At 60.0% G+C, this 16,962-nt stretch carries 15 protein-coding genes; 3 read left to right on the plus strand and 12 right to left on the minus strand.

The genetic code is table 11. The annotated features are described in order from the left end of the window. Positions 1-80: 80 nt before the first annotated feature. A complete protein-coding gene (locus G6L97_RS21365) occupies positions 81-881 on the minus strand; it encodes a creatininase family protein (RefSeq protein ID WP_060642662.1) in 801 nt (266 codons plus the stop codon). 79 nt (positions 882-960) lie between these two features. Here G6L97_RS21365 and G6L97_RS21370 point away from each other — a divergent pair, with 79 nt between their 5' ends. The 3 genes from G6L97_RS21370 (at position 961) to G6L97_RS21380 (ending at position 3,887) form a co-directional block, all read left to right on the plus strand. Then, entirely contained in the window at positions 961-1,470 is a 510-nt protein-coding gene (locus G6L97_RS21370; protein ID WP_004430960.1) for a MarR family winged helix-turn-helix transcriptional regulator, read from the plus strand. 132 nt (positions 1,471-1,602) lie between these two features. Further along, on the plus strand, positions 1,603-2,625 hold the full coding sequence (locus G6L97_RS21375) for a LacI family DNA-binding transcriptional regulator (RefSeq protein ID WP_004430963.1): 1,023 nt from the start codon (positions 1,603-1,605) through the stop codon (positions 2,623-2,625). A 299-nt stretch (positions 2,626-2,924) separates the two neighbouring features. Next, entirely contained in the window at positions 2,925-3,887 is a 963-nt protein-coding gene (locus tag G6L97_RS21380; protein WP_013762344.1) for a 2-hydroxyacid dehydrogenase, read from the plus strand. Between the two features lie 133 nt (positions 3,888-4,020). Here the strand turns inward: G6L97_RS21380 and G6L97_RS21385 are convergent, their stop codons facing one another. The 11 genes from G6L97_RS21385 to G6L97_RS21435 form a co-directional block, all read right to left on the minus strand. Further along, positions 4,021-5,148 (minus strand): Gfo/Idh/MocA family protein, encoded by a 1,128-nt coding sequence (locus G6L97_RS21385; protein ID WP_174003687.1) that lies wholly within the window; start codon positions 5,146-5,148, stop codon positions 4,021-4,023. Positions 5,149-5,293: 145 nt separating this feature from the next. Beyond that, positions 5,294-6,106, minus strand: a complete 813-nt coding sequence (gene iolB, locus G6L97_RS21390) for a 5-deoxy-glucuronate isomerase (protein ID WP_013762346.1) — start codon at positions 6,104-6,106, stop codon at positions 5,294-5,296. Between the two features lie 100 nt (positions 6,107-6,206). Further along, the gene (gene iolE, locus G6L97_RS21395) at positions 6,207-7,115 is read right to left on the minus strand and encodes a myo-inosose-2 dehydratase (protein WP_038495044.1); all 909 of its coding nucleotides are present in this window, start codon (positions 7,113-7,115) and stop codon (positions 6,207-6,209) included. A 1-nt stretch (position 7,116) separates the two neighbouring features. Beyond that, the gene (iolD, locus tag G6L97_RS21400; protein ID WP_174003689.1) at positions 7,117-8,943 is read right to left on the minus strand and encodes a 3D-(3,5/4)-trihydroxycyclohexane-1,2-dione acylhydrolase (decyclizing); all 1,827 of its coding nucleotides are present in this window, start codon (positions 8,941-8,943) and stop codon (positions 7,117-7,119) included. Then, positions 8,940-10,856, minus strand: a complete 1,917-nt coding sequence (locus G6L97_RS21405) for a bifunctional 5-dehydro-2-deoxygluconokinase/5-dehydro-2-deoxyphosphogluconate aldolase (protein WP_019566984.1) — start codon at positions 10,854-10,856, stop codon at positions 8,940-8,942. The genes iolD and G6L97_RS21405 overlap by 4 nt, the downstream gene beginning before the upstream one ends. Positions 10,857-11,026: 170 nt before the next feature. Further along, the gene (locus G6L97_RS21410) at positions 11,027-11,842 is read right to left on the minus strand and encodes a MurR/RpiR family transcriptional regulator (RefSeq protein WP_004430982.1); all 816 of its coding nucleotides are present in this window, start codon (positions 11,840-11,842) and stop codon (positions 11,027-11,029) included. Between the two features lie 186 nt (positions 11,843-12,028). Then, a complete protein-coding gene (locus G6L97_RS21415) occupies positions 12,029-12,745 on the minus strand; it encodes an ABC transporter ATP-binding protein (RefSeq protein ID WP_013762350.1) in 717 nt (238 codons plus the stop codon). Continuing rightward, positions 12,726-13,490, minus strand: a complete 765-nt coding sequence (locus G6L97_RS21420; RefSeq protein ID WP_013762351.1) for an ABC transporter ATP-binding protein — start codon at positions 13,488-13,490, stop codon at positions 12,726-12,728. Before G6L97_RS21420 ends, G6L97_RS21415 begins: the two co-directional genes overlap by 20 nt. Continuing rightward, a complete protein-coding gene (locus G6L97_RS21425; protein ID WP_025595027.1) occupies positions 13,487-14,494 on the minus strand; it encodes a branched-chain amino acid ABC transporter permease in 1,008 nt (335 codons plus the stop codon). The genes G6L97_RS21420 and G6L97_RS21425 overlap by 4 nt, the downstream gene beginning before the upstream one ends. Position 14,495: 1 nt before the next feature. Continuing rightward, positions 14,496-15,359: a branched-chain amino acid ABC transporter permease gene (locus G6L97_RS21430; RefSeq protein WP_013762353.1), complete on the minus strand. Its 864-nt coding sequence runs from the start codon at positions 15,357-15,359 to the stop codon at positions 14,496-14,498. A gap of 82 nt (positions 15,360-15,441) precedes the next feature. Further along, positions 15,442-16,614 carry an ABC transporter substrate-binding protein gene (locus G6L97_RS21435; RefSeq protein ID WP_025595026.1) on the minus strand — a complete coding sequence of 391 codons (1,173 nt, stop codon included), beginning with the start codon at positions 16,612-16,614 and terminating at the stop codon, positions 15,442-15,444. Positions 16,615-16,962 lie beyond the last annotated feature (348 nt).

A 16,962-nucleotide genomic window follows, 5' to 3' on the forward strand; every position in this document is an offset into this window, starting at 1 on the left:
CAAGGAATAAGTGTCGACGTCCATATAGGCGCGACGTTCGGGCAGTTCAAAGGGATTCTGGCTGGTTTCGGCGCAGTTTTTCAAATTTTGTTATGAAATAACGTTATGTCAAAAGCGTGGACGTCTTCAAGCAGTTCGACAAGGCCCGAAACGGCATGGGAAATGATCCTTTCGCCTTTCTCGGCTGAGGCGGCGGCGGCGTTTCCGGCAACGCCATCCGGGTTCAGGTCGCCCATAAGCCAACCGAAAGCGTGTGGACCATAGGCACGCAGATGCCTGAAACGGCTGGCGAAATCGCTCTGGCGGGAGGGGAAGTTGGCGGCTTTTTCCATCGCCACCCGCTCCGGGCAAAGCGCCAGCATGACCGACGTCTCGATATCGCCACCATGGATATCGATCGCCTTGTCTTCAGGCTTCACGATATCCACCGGCACGCCGAAACGAGTCCAGCTGGTGGCGACCGCCAGCATACCGAAGCGGGCGCGCGCCTCGGTGGCGACGATGGTCATCAATGGCGAATTGCCGCCATGGGCGTTCAACATCACGAATTTGCGCACGCCTTTTTCATATTCGGCCTTAGCAATGCCGAGCCAGCGCTCAACGGCCTCATCGTAACGCAACGACTTCGTGCCCGGCACATTCATGTGCTCGATGGAATATCCAACGGGCTCCACCGGCAGGAAGGAGACCGGCAGACTGGCGGGCAAAACAGCAGCCAAACGGGAGACAATGCCCGCCGCAATCAGCGTGTCTGTCTCGAAGGGCAGGTGCGGCCCGTGCTGTTCGTGCGCACCGAGCGGCAGCACTGAAATTGCACCTGTTGCGCGAAGATGAGGGTCTGTTACGTTTTCGTCGTGATAATGCGTGTATGAGTTTGGCATCTGGCAGTCCGCGCGTGCATTCGGTAAGGATTTCCAGCAACATATATCGGTTCCGCCACAGGGTAAAAGGCACTCGCATATGAGCAAGGACAAAACTGGGCATAAGGACAAGGGCGCCAAAAAGGACAAGGGCACCAAGAAAGTAAAGGACGCCAAAAAGAGGGATGAGAATTTCAACCCTGAGGAACTGGCGCAATCCATCACCCAGGCCGCCCGTTCCATGCGCACGGCGCTGAGCCACAGCCTTGCCGAAAGCGGCCTTTATGCCGGGCAGGACGGCGTTATTCTGGCGTTGGCGCAGGAAGGCAGCCTCACGCCTGGGCAGATCGCCCAGAAACTTGGTGTCAAGGCGCCGACCATGACGCGAACCATCGGCCGCATGGAAGCCCAGGGCTTCGTGGAGCGCAGTGGCGATGACGAGGATGGCCGCGTAACACTGGTGAAACTGACGGAGACGGGCCTGAAAAGCGTCGAACATATCAACGTATCCATCGCAAATTGCGGTGCGCGGGCGATTGAGGGGCTTTCGGCCAAGGACATCAGGACGGTGGTTAAACTTCTCAAGGTGATCGATACCAACCTTCAATAATTTGTTGAGTTTTTAAAAAACCACTGTCTTTTTGTTGATATTCCTTAAACCGGTTGCGGATTTTGTTTAAATTGTTTAATTGCGATTTAAACAGAAACGTCTGTCAATGACATGGGTTTGGGGAGAAATGCCGTGGCACAAAAGATCAAACTGTCGACGATCGCCGAAAGCCTCGGTCTATCGACTGCCACCATCTCCCTTGCATTGCGCGACAGTCCGCTGGTCGCCTCTGACACTCGCGACAAGATCAAGGAACAGGCCCGGGCGCTCGGTTACATCTACAACCGCCGGGCCGCCAGCCTGCGCACTTCGCGCTCCGGCATTATCGGCGTGGTGTTCCACGATGTGATGAACCCGTTTTATGGGGAAATTCTCAAGGCCATCGAAACCGAGCTGGATCGCAGCCGCCAGACTTTCATTCTGTCCAACCATTATGATTCGGTTGAAAAACAGCGCACCTTCATCGAAACGCTGCTGCAACTTGGTTCTGATGGTATCATCATGTCGCCCGCCATCGGCACGCCGATCGAGGACATGACGCTGGCTGAGGAAAACGGCATGCCCGCCATTCTGGTGGCCCGCTCGCTCGAGGGCGTCGACATGCCGACCTATCGCGGCGACGACAGCTATGGCATTTCGCTTGCGACCAATCATCTGATCAGTCTTGGCCATCGCACCATCGCCATGGTTGGTGGTACCGACCAGACCTCGACCGGCCGCGATCGTTATCAGGGTTATGTCAACGCGCTGCGCAAGGCGGGAATCGAGGTCGATCCGAACCTGCGTATTCCCGGCCCACGCTCCAAGCAGGGCGGTTTCGAGGCCGCAGTGCATTTCCTGTCGCTGCCGCAGAAGCCCACCGCTGCCGTCTGCTGGAACGATCTGGTCGCCATCGGCCTGATGAACGGCATTTCGCGCGCCGGACTGGTGGCGGGCGTGGATATTTCCGTGACGGGTTACGACGATCTGGAGGAGGCGGCCATCGCCACGCCGGCGCTGACCACGGTGTCCAATGGACAGGCCGAGGTGGGGCGCCTTGCGGCGCGCGCGCTTCTGGATAGGCTGGCGGGCAGCCACGAGCCGGATGGCGTGCACCTCATCAAGCCGGAAATGCGCATCCGCCAGTCGACAGGGCCGGTGCGTCCGAGGGTTTGAGCAGCGTTTCCCTCTCTTTCGTCATTCCGGCCTTCAGCCTAAAGCCAGCCAGCTCAAGCCCTTGAGCTGGAAAGACTCTTTGCGCCCCGCCGACGCGCGCCTCAAGTGCGGCATGACGGAGGCGGGCGCGTAAAAAAACGGCATGAAACTTCCGTCTGCCCCCATAGCTTCCCCTTATTGCCCTTTTCACGGCCGCCGTTGTTTGAAAAGATCGCGGCCCAGAAGAGCGGGATGGCGAGTGGTTCGCCCATGAATCCGCTCTGACGATATCGGAATGCAATCAGGAGGAATATCCACCCATGTCTGACAGACAAGCCGTCGTTCTCGTTCCCGGCAAGATCAACCCGCGCGTGCTCGAACGCCTCGAAGGCAAAGTCGAGATCGTGACAGTGCCCGCCGGTGCTGAGCCGGTTCTGCCTGATGGTGCGGCTGAGCGCATTAATGCCATCGCCGTTTCAGGCGTCGTCAACGCCAAATGGATCGATGCGCTGCCGAAACTCGAGATCATCGCCAATTTCGGCGTCGGTTATGATGGCGTTGATGCCAAACATGCCGCCACGCGCGGTATCGTGGTGACCAATACGCCCGACGTGCTGAACGACGAAGTTGCGGACACGACGATTGCGCTGCTGATCAACACGGTTCGCCGTCTCTATCAGGCCGAAACCTGGCTGCGTGAGGGTAAATGGGTTGGCGAAGGGCCCTTCGCGCTTTCGCCGTTTTCCCTGCGCGGCCGCAAGGTCGGCCTGTTCGGTATGGGCCGCATTGGCCAGGAAATCGCCAAGCGGCTGGAGCCATTCAAGGTGGAGATCGGCTATCATACCCGCAGCAAGCGCGATGGCCTGCCCTATACCTATTACGGTTCGCTAAAGGAGATGGCGCAGGCTGTCGACACGCTGATCTGCATCGTGCCCGGCACCCCTGAAACGCACAAGGCGATCAACGCGGAAATCCTCTCGGCACTTGGTCCGCAGGGCGTGTTCATCAATGTCGGACGCGGCTCCAGCGTCGATGAGGATGCGCTTTTGCAGGCCCTCAAGAGCGGTGCGGTGGGTGCTGCCGGTCTCGATGTGTTCTACGCCGAACCGAAGGTGCCGGAAGCATTCCTGTCACTGCCGAACGTTTCCCTGCTGCCGCACGTCGCCTCTGCGTCCATCCCGACGCGCAACGCGATGGCCGATCTGGTGGCCGACAATATTCTCGGCTGGTTTAGGGATGGCAAGGTGCTGACGCCGGTGCCGGAAACGCCGGTTAAGGGATAACACCTCTCCGCCGTCATCCTCGGGCTTGTCCCGAGGATCCAACCACGTAGCGTTAAATCAATCGGTTGCAGATGCTCGGGACAGGCCCGGGCATGACGAAAGAGGCAAAGTTCCGCGCTAACCCCGCCTCCGCCTATTCCGCAATCTCACTCGTCGCGACCCATCGTCCCTCGGCGAAGGACCGGGCCATGGCATGAATGCTGCGCTCGATCTTCAGGCCTTCCTCGAAGTCGATGATATGCGCCGTCTTGCCCTCGATGGCCGCGATCAGTTCCCGGCACTCGATCACCTTCAGATCGTTGAAGCCGAGCCCGTGGCCGGGGGCGGGGATGAAGCGGTCATACGGCTTGTGGCGAGGGGCGGCGAGAACGGTTCTGAAACCCTGCTCCTCCGGGCGCCCGTCCGTGGTGTAGAGCTGGAATTCGTTCATCCGCTCCTGGTCGAAAAGGATCGAGCCGGTGGAGCCGTAAATCTGGATGGCGATACGGCCCTTGCGACCCCAGGCCGAGCGGTTGGCGATCAGCACCGCCGAAATGCCGCCTTCGAGCTTCAGAAGCACGCTGGCAAGATCATGCGTTTCCACAGCGCGCTCGCCGCCGCCACTTAGCGGCCGCGTCTCGTAAGGCTTCACCATATCGGTGATCGCGCTTTCGGCATGGCCGAAAAGGGAAAACAGAAGTGACAGCGGATGAACAGCGAAATCATCCAGCGCGCCATAGCCGGAGGAGGCTTCACTCTTCCAGTAGAAGGGCTGGGTGGCATCCGCCATGAAGTCCTCATCCATTTCCGCACGTACATGGTAGACATTGCCGATCGCGCCTTCGTCGATAAGGCGGCGCATATGGCGGATGACAGGGTTCTGGATGTAGTTGTAGCCCATGGCCGCCGCCTTGCCCGAACGGCGGGCCGCATCGCGCATCTTCACGGCATCCGTGAAGGCAGGCGCCATCGGCTTTTCGCACCAGACGTGTTTGCCGGCATCAAGGGCGGCAATCGCCATTTCGGGGTGAAAGGCATTGGGTGTGGTGACCGAGATCACATCGATTTCAGGGTCGGCAAGCAGATCGCGCCAGTCGCCGGTCGAGCGGGCGAAACCGAACTCGGCAGCTTTCTTCGCCGCAAGCTCGGGATTGACCTCTGCCAGTGTGACCAGTCGTGGACGCTCCACATCGCCGAAAACGCTGGTGACGTTGTTCCACGCCAAAGCGTGGCACTTGCCCATGTAACCCGTGCCAATAAGGCCAACGCCAAGAGCGGCCATGGTCTCTTCTCCCCTAAATCATTACGATGAAATCAATACGTTCGATTGCTTTTTTCTCTACGGCAATCGCGACGCGGACCTTCCTCGCCCCTCATTCCTGTGACAGGCACAGGGATGAGGAGGGTGCCGTGGACGCTGGCATGCCTCAGGGATTGTCGCGCTTGAAAATCCAGTCGTGATCGGGGTGGTTCTTGAAGCGCCATTTGCGCATCGGCCCGGCCATCACGTTCAGATAATACATCTCGTAGCCATAAGGCGCGCCGCAGGGGTGGTGTCCCTTGGGAACCAGCACGACATCGCCGTCCGCCACAGCCATGGTCTCGTCCAGCGATCCATCCTCGGTGAAAACGCGCTGGAAACCGAAACCCTGCGCCGGGTTGAGCCGGTGATAATACGTCTCTTCCAGATAGGTCATATCGGGGTAATTGTCTTCGTCATGCCGGTGCGGCGGATAGGACGACCAGTTGCCCGACGGGGTGAACACTTCCGTCACCAGGAGACTATCGGCGACATCGCGTTCTTCCATGGCGATGGGGAAAATGTAGCGCGTATTGGCGCCTTTGCCGCGCTCGGTCAGTTGCACGCCATCGGGACCGATCTGTTGCGCTTCGCGGCTACCTTTTTCACCCGGTGCGGTGCAGACACCGACGGTGCAATCCGTCGTGGCCGTCAGCGACCATTCGGAGCCGGCGGGGACATAAACGCAGTGCGGCGGCTTGCGCTCGAACACGTTCATGCGGTCGCCGAGTTCACCGAACTCCTTGCCCCCGGCGGAAATCTTCGCCTTGCCTTCGACAAGCACCAGAATGACTTCCGTATCGCCAGTCTTCTCGGCTGCGGTTTCACCGGGCTTCAGACGATAAAGGCCGAAACCGACATAACCCCAATCCGCGCTTTGGGGCGTGATGTCGTGCACCTTGCCGCTTGTCGCGACCGGCTTGCGCAGAAGTGAGGTCATGTTGGTGTTCCTTTTTGGTCAGTCGTTCAATTTTTCGGGCGGCTATTCCCGCGTTTCCCTCATCCCTGTGCTTGTCACAGGGATGAGGGAGTAAAGGGCCTCAAGCCGCCTGAGCCTTGTCCAGTCCGGCCTCACGCGCAAAAGCCTTCAGCGATTTCAGGCCGAGGCTCTGATATTCGAAGGGGTTGCGCACATCCGGGTCCTGTTCGGCCTCGATGACCAGCCATCCGCTGTAATTGTGCTCGGCGGCAATTTTCAGAACCGGCGGGAAGTTCACGCCGCCCTCGCTGTCACCCGGCACGGTGAACACACCGCGGCGAACGCCTTCGAGGAAGGAAAGCCGCTCGTTCCGAACCTGATCGGCAATCACCGGCCGCACGTTCTTGGCGTGGATATGGCCGACGCGGTGCATGTATTTCTGCGCGACGCGCACGGGATCTCCGCCGCCGAACAGGCAATGGCCGGTATCGAGCAGCAGATGGGTCTTCGGCCCGGTATGCTTCATCAGAAGATCGATTTCGTCTTCGCTCTCGACCACGGTTCCCATGTGGTGATGGTAGACGAGGGTGATGCCCTGTTCGGCAGCATAGGCCGCCAGCGCCTCCACACCCGCGCCGAACTTCGCCCAGTCCTCGGCCGCAAGGCGAGGACGGTCAACCAGCGCCGTGTCGTCGGCACCGTGAATGGCGTTCGAGGTCTCGCAGACGATGATGACTTTCGAGCCCATGGCTTTCAGCAGATCGAGCGCCGGCTGCATGGCCTTCTTTTCGGATTCGATGCTGTCGGTCAGAAGGTTCAGCGAATGCCAGCCGGAGACGAAGGAAAGGCTACGCGGCGCAAGCACACCCTTCAGGCCTTCCGGGTCAGTCGGGAACTTGTGGCCCTTCTCGATGCCGTCGAAGCCGATCTTGGCGGTTTCGTCGAGGCATTGTTCAAGGCTGATATGGGCGCCCAGCGTGCGGTCGTCGTCGTTGGACCAGGCAATCGGGTTGGTTCCGTAACGGATCATCTTACTGTCTTTCCTTGATATGGTTTTCGTAGCGCGCGCGCGCCGGTCCGATTTCGGCCCGGTCGGAAACTTCGGGTACCGCCACATCCCACCAGTGGCCACCGGCCTGCGGGGTCGGATAGGGGTCGGTATCGATGACGATGACAGTCGTGCGGCTGGATTCGCGAGCGGCCGCAAGCGCCGCTTCCAGCTCGGCGATGGTGGAAACCTTGCGCGCATCCGCGCCCATAGAGCCGGCATGGGCGACGAAGTCGATGGCGATGGGGTTGACGTTGGTGTGGGCGTAAAGGTTGTTGAACTCCGCGCCGCCGGTTTCCATTTGCAGCCGGTTGATGCAGCCGTAACCCCTGTTATCGGTGATGACGAGGGTGATCTTGACGCCCATGGCAACCGATGTCGCAAGCTCGGAATTCATCATCATGTAGGAGCCGTCGCCGACCATGACGATCACGTCCCGGTCCGGTTCCGCCATCTTGATGCCGAGGCCGCCGGCAACCTCATAGCCCATGCAGGAGAAGCCGTATTCCATGTGATAGGAAAGCGGCAGCTTGGATTTCCACAACTGGTGCAGCTCACCCGGCATGGTGCCCGCCGCGCACATGACGACGGTATTGTCGCGTGACTGGCGCTGTACGGCGCCGATCACCTGCATGTCGGTGGGCAGGCTGTTGGCATTGTCCTCACCCGGTGCTGCCGTATCGGCATCGGCCTTCTCGAACCATGCCGCCTTGAGCTTGGCATCCGGTGCCGTGAAGCGGTGGCTGCCAAGGGCGGCCGACAGTTTTTCGAGACCGATCTTCGCATCCGCCGTCAGGCTGATCGCATCATGCTTGGCGCTGTCATAGGGCTGCACGTTGAGGGCGAGGATCTTGCGGTCAGGGTTCTTGAACAGCGCCCAGGAACCGGTGGTAAAGTCCTGAAAGCGGGTGCCGACGCCGAACACCAGATCGGCTTTCTCGCTTATGATATTGGCGCTTTCGGCACCCGTGACGCCGACCGGGCCGAAATTGAGATCGTGATCCCACGCCAGTGCCGATTTGCCGGCCTGGGTTTCGACGACCGGGATGGAATGGGTTTCCGCAAAACGCTTCAGCGTTTCGGTGGCGCCGGAAAAATGCACACCGCCGCCGGCAACGATGACGGGGTTCTTCGCAGCCTTCAGCGCGGCGACGGCCTCTTCGAATTCCACCACATCCGGTTCCGGGCGGCGTTGCCGCCAGACGCGCTTTTCAAAGAAGCTGACGGGATAATCGTAAGCTTCCGCCTGCACGTCCTGGCAGAAAGCCAGCGTTACCGGGCCGCAATCGGCCGGGTCCGTCATGGTGCGCATGGCGCGGGGAAGGGCGGTCAGCAATTGTTCCGGGCGCATGATACGGTCGAAATAACGGCTAACTGGGCGGAAGCACTCATTCACCGTCATCGTGCCGTCGCCGAAATCCTCCAGCTGCTGGAGCACGGGGTCGGGACCGCGATTGGCGAAGACATCGCCGGGGATGAGAAGAACCGGCAGGCGGTTGACATGGGCGAGCGCTGCCGCTGTTACCATGTTGGCAGCACCGGGGCCGATGGAGGAGGTGACCGCCATTGCCCGCCGGCGACGCAGCTGCTTGGAATAGGCAATCGCCGCATGCGCCATGGATTGCTCGTTCTGGCCGCGATAGGTCGGCAGTTTCTCGCGAATGCCATAAAGCGCCTCGCCGATGCCGGCGACATTGCCATGGCCGAAGATGGCCCAGACACCGGCAATATAGGTCTCGCCATGCTCATTCATCTGCGCGGCGAGGTAACGAACCATAGCCTGCGCAGCCGTCAATCTGATTGTCTTCACGCTGCCTCTCCCTTTTTGGCGCGCGCCTCATCCCATATGCGGCACAGGCTGGTATAGCGCTGCGCCATGTCCTTCACCGCTTCCTCATCGGTGATCTTGCCACCGAGCCAACCCCGCGCGGCGTCGGCGAAAATCGTGCGGCCAACCGCGAAACCTTTGACCAGATCGAAACCGGCGGCAAGGCGGAAGCTCTCCTCCAGCTCGCTTTGCGGTGCGTCGAGACCAAGAACGACGATGCCGCGCACGTAAGGATCGTTGCGATGCACGGCGTCGCAGGCATTTTTCCAGGCGGCTCTGGTTTTCATCGGCTCCAGTTTCCACCAGTCGGGATAAACGCCGATCTCGTAGAAGCGTTCGATGATGCGCGCGGCGGTCAGATCGTCGGTCGGGCCGACCTTGGAGGGAATGACCTCGAGCAGCATTTCCAACCGGTTGCGGCGTGTCGCCTGGAACAGACGCATCACCGTCTCCTCCTGCGCGGCGCGCATTTCGTCGGTATCATCCGGGTGATAGAAGCACAGAACCTTGACGACATTTTCCAGCGGCCATTCGGAAAGCCCGCCGAAATCCTTGCCGAGTTCCGGTTCCAGCGTCAGCGGGCGCGAACCCGGCCATTCCACCGGCCTGCCGATCCACAGACCGGAGCCGCTGGCTGCGAAAAGCGCATCGCGTCCGAGGCGGCCATCGCAGAGAATGCCGTAACCCGCCTTGCCACCGGCGACCGTTTGCGCGGCCTCGAGGCAGAGCTTCTTGAAGGCGCCGATGCGCTCATGTTTAATGCCGAGTTCGTCGGCGATCGCTTCCAGTTGCATGCGATGGTCGAAGGCGAAGACGCGCATTGTGTCCCATTCGCCCTTGCGATTGGTTGACCAATGCACCTGTTCCAGCGCCTCGTCCTTGCGCAGCGCCTTGTTGCGGATGCCGGCCTTGAAGAAATATTGCAGCTCTTCCCAACTCGGATAGGCGGGCGTGCAGCCGTGGCGGGAAACGGCAAAGGCGCCACAGGCATTGGCGTATTTCAGCGTTGTCGGCCAGTCCTCGCCGCGCAGCCAGCCACGGAAAAGCCCGGCCATGAAACCATCGCCCGCGCCGAGAACATTGAAGACCTCGATCGGGAAACCTTCGCCCGTCTCGCCATCGTCCAGGCTTGCCGGAATTTCGCCGGCGAAAACCGAAGCACCCATCGGGCCACGCTTGCACACCAGCGTCGCGTTCGACACCTTGCGTACGGCGTTCAGTGCGGCCAGCGTATCGGTCGAGCCGCCGGCAATGTGGAATTCTTCTTCCGTGCCTACAATCAGATCGAAGAGATGCAGGGTGGATTGCAGCTTGGCGGTGACCTTCTGCGATTCCACGAAGCGGCTTTCGCCATCGCCATGGCCGGCAACACCCCAGAGATTGGGTCGATAGTCGATGTCGAGCGCTGTTTTCGCACCGTTTTCGCGGGCAAGTTTCAGCGCCTTCAGTACGGCCGCTTCCGTCTTCGGATGCGACAGATGCGTGCCGGTGGCGCAGACACAGCCTGCTTCGGCAATAAAGGCGGGATCGATGTCGTCTTCGCTGAGCGCCATGTCGGCACAGTTCTCGCGATAGAAAATCAGCGGAAACTGGTTCTGGTCGCGAATGCCGAGAAGCACCAGCGCCGTCAACCGCTCCGGGTCGGTTTTCACGCCGCGTACGTCCACGCCTTCGCGCACCAGCTGTTCACGGATGAAGCGGCCCATATGCTCGTCACCAACGCGGGTGATGACGGCACTGGCAAGGCCGAGCCGCGCAGCGCCGGCCGCAATATTGGTGGGGGAGCCGCCAATATATTTGGCAAAGGAGGCCATGTCCTCCAGCCGGCCGCCGACCTGTGAACCATAAAGGTCGACCGACGAGCGCCCGATCGTGATAAGGTCAAGTTTTTTCAAAAGCTTCCTCCTTCGGACCCCGCATTGAGGGAGCCTGATGTCAGTGGGCCTCCTCCGCCCACTTTCTGTCTCACCACCTTCGGGTGCATTCACGAGACGGACAATTATGGAATGCCCGTTTCATGAATTTGGATCATAAATTCTATTTTTTATGTTTTCAATAAAAATATTCAGGCTGTTTTGCGCGTTCCCACAGCGACAGCGAGTGTAATGGCGAGACAGAGCGTGGCGGAAAGCGAGCGGAATGCGCCAAAATCGATTTCCGTTACCGTGAGTAGCGTCGCGCCGGACTTGCGCAGCGGATTGACGGCCGAATCGGACATGGCGACGACCGGAATACCATTGGCGCGGGCCATTTCCGCCAGTTCCAGCGTTTCAGCCGAATAGGGGGAGAAGGTGATCGCAATCAGCGCGTCATCGCGGGAGATGGCGCTGAGGTTGCCGAGGCCACCGACGGCGCTGTGCAAAACCGCAGGTACCTTCATTTTCTCGAAGGCGTAAGCGAGGTAACTGGCAATGGGGAAGGAGCGCCGCAAACCGATGATATGCACGGTGCGCGCCTGTGCCAGCGCCGAGACCGCCTCGTCAAGCTGCCGTGTATCGACCGATTTCAGCAGCATTTCCAATGAAGAACGGCCAGCCTCCACGAACTCCGCCAACAGGCCCGACGCGCTCTCGTCGCCCTTTTCGCGCAGGTGGTCCAGCCGGGTCGCATAATCCGGCCAGCCGCCGACATAGGAATCGCGAAACAGGCGCTGCATCTCCGAAAAGCCGGAAAAACCCATGATCTGGCAAAAGCGCATGAATGCAGACGGCTGCACGCCGGCACCTTCTGCCATTTCGGCGACGGTGGAAACGGCAATGCGATCCTGATTGGACGCGACATAATCCGCACATTGACGTAATCGTTTCGGCAGGCCTTCCGCGACCTGAAGCAACCGCTCCTCAAAAGCCTTCACGGAGTCTGGCGCATCGATTGCCGTCATTGTCGTTCCTTTGTGCAGATTGAAATCGTGTGCACTTTAACTGCAATGGAATTTTTATTCCATTGTGTTTTTTACGAACGGATCATGAAGCGGGATCGGGGTTTGTTGCGGTGTGTGATCGGGTTAACTTTCATCATTCCGGCTCGAGGCCGGAACGATGAAGAGGGGGTGATTGACGCTTTTGGGTCAGTGCAATCCACCCACACCAAGATGCGTATCAACAATATCCGGGTTCGCCGCAAGATCGTCGGACGGTCCTGACCAGACGATGCGGCCGCGTTCCATGATGATGGCGTGGTCGGCGAAGTCGATGGCCATCTGGATGCGCTGTTCGATGAGAAGAATGGTCATTTCGCCCGATTGCGCGAGTTTCGAGAAGGCCGCCATCAGTTCCTCGCAGATAACAGGGGCGAGACCTTCGAGCGGTTCATCGAGAAGCAGCACCTGCGGCTGGCCGAGGATGGTGCGAGCGGTGGAAAGCATCTGCTGCTCGCCACCGGAGAGTTGCGAGCCGAGATTGCGGCGTCTTTCCTTCAGGCGCGGAAACAGCGTGTAGGCTTCCTCGATGGCTGATTTCGGCCGGCCCTTGAGGCCGACGAAGAGGTTTTCTTCGACTGTGAGTGTCGGAAAGACATCGCGGGTCTGCGGCACGTAACCGAGACCGGCGAGGGCGCGGGCAGCACTCGGCAGGGCGGTGATGTCCTGCTCGCCGAGATGGATATCACCGGCAAATCGTTTCGTCTGCCCGGCAAGCGTGGCAAACAGGCTCGTCTTGCCAACGCCGTTACGCCCGAGCACCGCGAAACGCGAACCGGCGGGAACGGAGAGCGACAGACCCTCGATGACACGGGTGGGGCCGTAACCGGCGGTCAGGTTGGCGATTTCAAGCGGCGCTGCGGGCATTGGCGTAACTTCCGAGATAGGCTTGGCGGACTTCTGCGTTGCTGGTGACTTCGCCAGGCGAACCGTCGAATATGACGGCGCCTGCGGCGAGCACGACCACACGTCTGGCGAAACGGAAGACCAGATCCATGTCGTGTTCGATCATCAATATGGCGAGGTCGGCGGGCAGGCGATCGAGCGCCTGTTCGATACGCGCCGTCTCCGTCGAGGGAACGCCGGCGGCAGGTTCATCAAGCAGCAGGATTTTGGGCCTGAGCGCCATGGCAAGCGCGATCTCGATCAGCCGCTGCTGGCCATAGGCGATTTCACGAACGCGGGTTTCGGCGATGGCAAGCAGGCCAAGCGTTCCGAGAATGTCGCGCGCCTCGCTCATCACCGTTGGCATGGCGCGGTAACGGCCGAAAATCCGGCCCGTTCTGCCTTCCCTTTGCAGAATGGCGAGTGCGACATGTTCCTCCGGCGTCATGTCCTGGAACAGCCGCGTCACCTGAAACGAGCGGACAAGTCCGCGCTTCACACGCTGACTGGCGCTGAGCCCCGTCACGTCTTCTCCGGCAATCCGCACGGTTCCGGCGGATGGCTTGATGTTTCCGGTAACGAGGTTGACGAATGTGGTCTTGCCGGCGCCGTTGGGGCCGATCAGCACGGTGCGATCGCCGGGCGAAAGCGACAGCGAGACATTGTTGGTAACGACGAGACCGCCGAAATTTTTCTGCAGGCCGGAAACTTCGAAAATAGCGCTCATTTGCGATCTCCCCGCAGGCGCGCGATGATCTGTTCGCCCGCGCCATAAAGGCCGCGTGGCGCAAACAGCACGACGGCGATCAGAAGCAGGCCGACGATTGTGAGCCAGTGGAACGGGTTAGCGGCGGAAACGACGTCCTCGAACCACATGAAGGTGACGGTGCCGATCAGCGCGCCATAAAGCGAGCCCGCGCCACCGAGAACCAGCATGACTAGCGCTTCGGCAGACAGCGTGAAGCTGAGGCTGTCGAGGCCGACCACCTGCGTGGAGATGGCGTTCAGCGCGCCGCCGATTCCGGCGACGATGCCTGATATCACGAACATCTTCAAAATCGTGCCATTGACCGAACCGCCCATGGCCTGAATGCGGATGCTGTCCTGCTTGACGCCGCGACACAGCATGCCGAAGGGCGAATTGACGACGACGCGAAGTGCCAGAAAAACAAGAAGCAGCAGGCAGACGCCGTAGATATAGGCGGTGCGGCCGTAAAGATCGAATTCGAAGGTGCCGAACAGCGCATCGGGCGAGACGCCGGCAAGCCCGTCGCTGCCGCCCGTCCAGTCCGACGCCTTGTTGGCCGCCTCATGGAAAAGATGGACGACGGCGATGGACAGCACCAGTTGCGGCAGGCCGTGCGCGCGCAACAGAATGGTGCCGGACAGCAATCCCGCGATGCCGCCCACTGCTGCGCCGATGAGGGTCATGAGAAGCGGGTCCGTGATACCGTAGTGGGCAGCGGCAATGCCGGCGGCATAGGCGCCAGCACCGAAAAGGGCCGCATGGCCAAGTGTCGCCACGCCGCAATAGCCGGTAACGAGATCGATGGAGAGCACGAGAAGCGCTATCGCGATGATGCGCGTCAACAGCGCCAGATTATCCGGAAACAGGAAGTAACCGGCGATGGCGGCGATGATGATGAGCAGCGGACCGCCAATCGCGCGCAGGGGCGAGCGGGCCTTCGGCGGTTTTGCCGTTTCAGTGAGGTCGTTCATGAGCACCGCCATCTCATTTCGCCCTTCCAAGAAGGCCGCGCGGAAACAGCGTGATGATCACGATGACCGCCAGATAGAAGAAGAATTCGCCATATTCGGGGGCAAGATACCGCCCGGTCGTATCGATGGCGCCAAGCAGCAGACAGGCGATCAGCGCGCCGGGGATCGAGCCTGCGCCGCCGACTGATACGACCACCAGGAAGGTGACCATGTAGCGCAGCGCATAATAGGGTTCGACCGGCAGCAATTCTGCGCCGATGACGCCGCCCATGGCCGCAAGGCCGACGGCGATGGCGAAGCTTACGGCATAGATGATTTCGGTGCGCACGCCGAGGGCTGCTGCCATGGCCGCATTGTCCACCGCTGCCCGCAGCTTGATGCCGAAGGCGGTCTTTTCGAACGTGAACCAAAGTGCCGCCGCCACCACGAGGCCAGCGACGATGGCGAAGATGCGGTGGGTGGCGATGGTGCGAAACCCGAGATCGGTGGGACCGGCCAGTTCCTGCGGCAGCGGAATGGTTTTGAGCGTTGGCCCGAACACGAAATTGGCGATGCCGATGATGCAGAAGGTGATGCCGATGGTCATCAGCACCTGCGTCAGTTCAGGTGCGCCGTAGATGCGCCGGTAGAGAAACCGTTCAAGCGGTATGGCGATCACGATGGTGCCGACAATCGCAACGAGGATTGCCGCCGCGTAACCAAGGCCGAGGCCATGGGCGGCATAGGAGGCGAGATACCCGCCGATCATGGCGAAGGCGCCGTGGGCGAGATTGACCACACGCATCAGCCCCATTGTCACGGATAGGCCGATGGAGATGATGAAAAGCACCATGCCATAGGCAAGCGCATCGACAAGGATGCTGAAGACCGTCTGCATGTTCGAAAGCTCCTCCCGATGCGTTTGCGCCCGTGCCGGAGCCGCCCGCAAAAGGCGGCGCCGGTCATTTCCGTCTCAATACTTACTTGGCGGCGGCAAGGCCCGGATCGCCCTGTTTTTCGAAAGTCTGGACTTCCTTGTTGTAATAATTGCCGTCATCGCCCTTGGAGACTTCGCGCAGATAGATGTTCTGCGTGATGTGGCGGCTCTGCGGATCGATGCTGACAGGGCCGCGCGGGCTTGTCCAGGAAAGGCCCTTCACCGCCTCGACAGCCTTTTCCGCATCCTGTTTGCCGCCGGTCGCCTCGATCATCTTGGTGATGACATACATGCCGTCAAACGCGCCGACCGCGGGGAAGGACAGTTCCTTCTGATTGCCAATGGCCTTGGTTGCGGCCTCCACGAAGGTCTTGTTTTCGGCTGAATCGTGGGAGACGGCATAGTGGAAGGTAGTCTGCATGCCGAGTGCTGCTTCGCCAAGGGCCGGCAGATCCGATTCCTGTGTAAGATCGCCCGGCGCGAAAAGCTTGATGCCTGATGATTTCAGGCCGTTGTCGTTGAAGGCCTTCACGAAGCCGAGCGTCGTCGGGCCGGAGGGCAGGAAGGCGAAGACGCCTTGTGCGCCGGAATCCTTCACGCGCTGCATGATGGGGCTGAAATCATTGGTGGAAAGCGGCATGCGAATGCTCTCCACAACTTCGCCGCCAGCGGCGGTGAAGGCTGCCTTGAAGGCGTTCTCCGCGTCAACGCCCGGGCCGTAATCGCTGACCAGCGAAATGACCTTCTTGACGCCGCCATCGAAAGCCACCTTGGCTATCGGCGTGGATGTCTGCCATGTCGTGAACGAGGTGCGCACCACATAGGGGCTTTTGGTAACGATGGCCGATGTGGCCGCATTCATGATGACCATGGGCACATTGCCCTGTTTCAGAAGCGGCGTAACCGCCATGGCGTCGGGCGTAAAATAGAAGCCGGCGAGATATTGCACGCCTTCCTTTACAACCAGCTCCTGCGCCAGCGCCTTGGATTGCGCCGGATCGGCCTGCGGCACATCGCGGTAGACGACTTCGACAGTGTCATTGCCCACCTTGTTGCCGTGAAGCGAAAACCAGGCGTCTATGCCGGCCTTGAAGTTCTTGCCCTGCAGCGCGAAGGGGCCGGAGAACGGGCCGACCACGCCGACCTTGATCGTCTCGGCATAGGCAACGGAACTGAAGCAGATGGCCGCGATTGCGGCGGTGATCCGTAATTTCATGATTTCCTCCCAATTGATCCGTGGCTCCCTCCACCGATCCAGCCAGTCAAACTGGTAAGTGCGATGGCCAAAGTAAAATGAAAAAAAGGGGGCAATAAATAACCTGATGGTTATGGATCGCCGCCTTATCCGGTTCTGCCCGATATTGGATCATACAATAGGGATAGTCTGGCGATTCTCAATTGCCGCAGCCGCTGCAGCCATCACGAATGGTCCCGTTTCAGCATGCTGCTTCCAAATGTCGCCGTTATGAAAAATGCCCTGCGCCACGGGGCCGGAAAATGACGATAATATGCGCGTAATCCCGGTGCCTTAACCAGTTCTAAGGGGATTGTCCGTAGTCTCCCG

The sequence above is a fragment of the Agrobacterium tumefaciens genome, from assembly GCF_013318015.2.
In the GTDB taxonomy this organism is placed as follows: domain Bacteria; phylum Pseudomonadota; class Alphaproteobacteria; order Rhizobiales; family Rhizobiaceae; genus Agrobacterium; species Agrobacterium tumefaciens.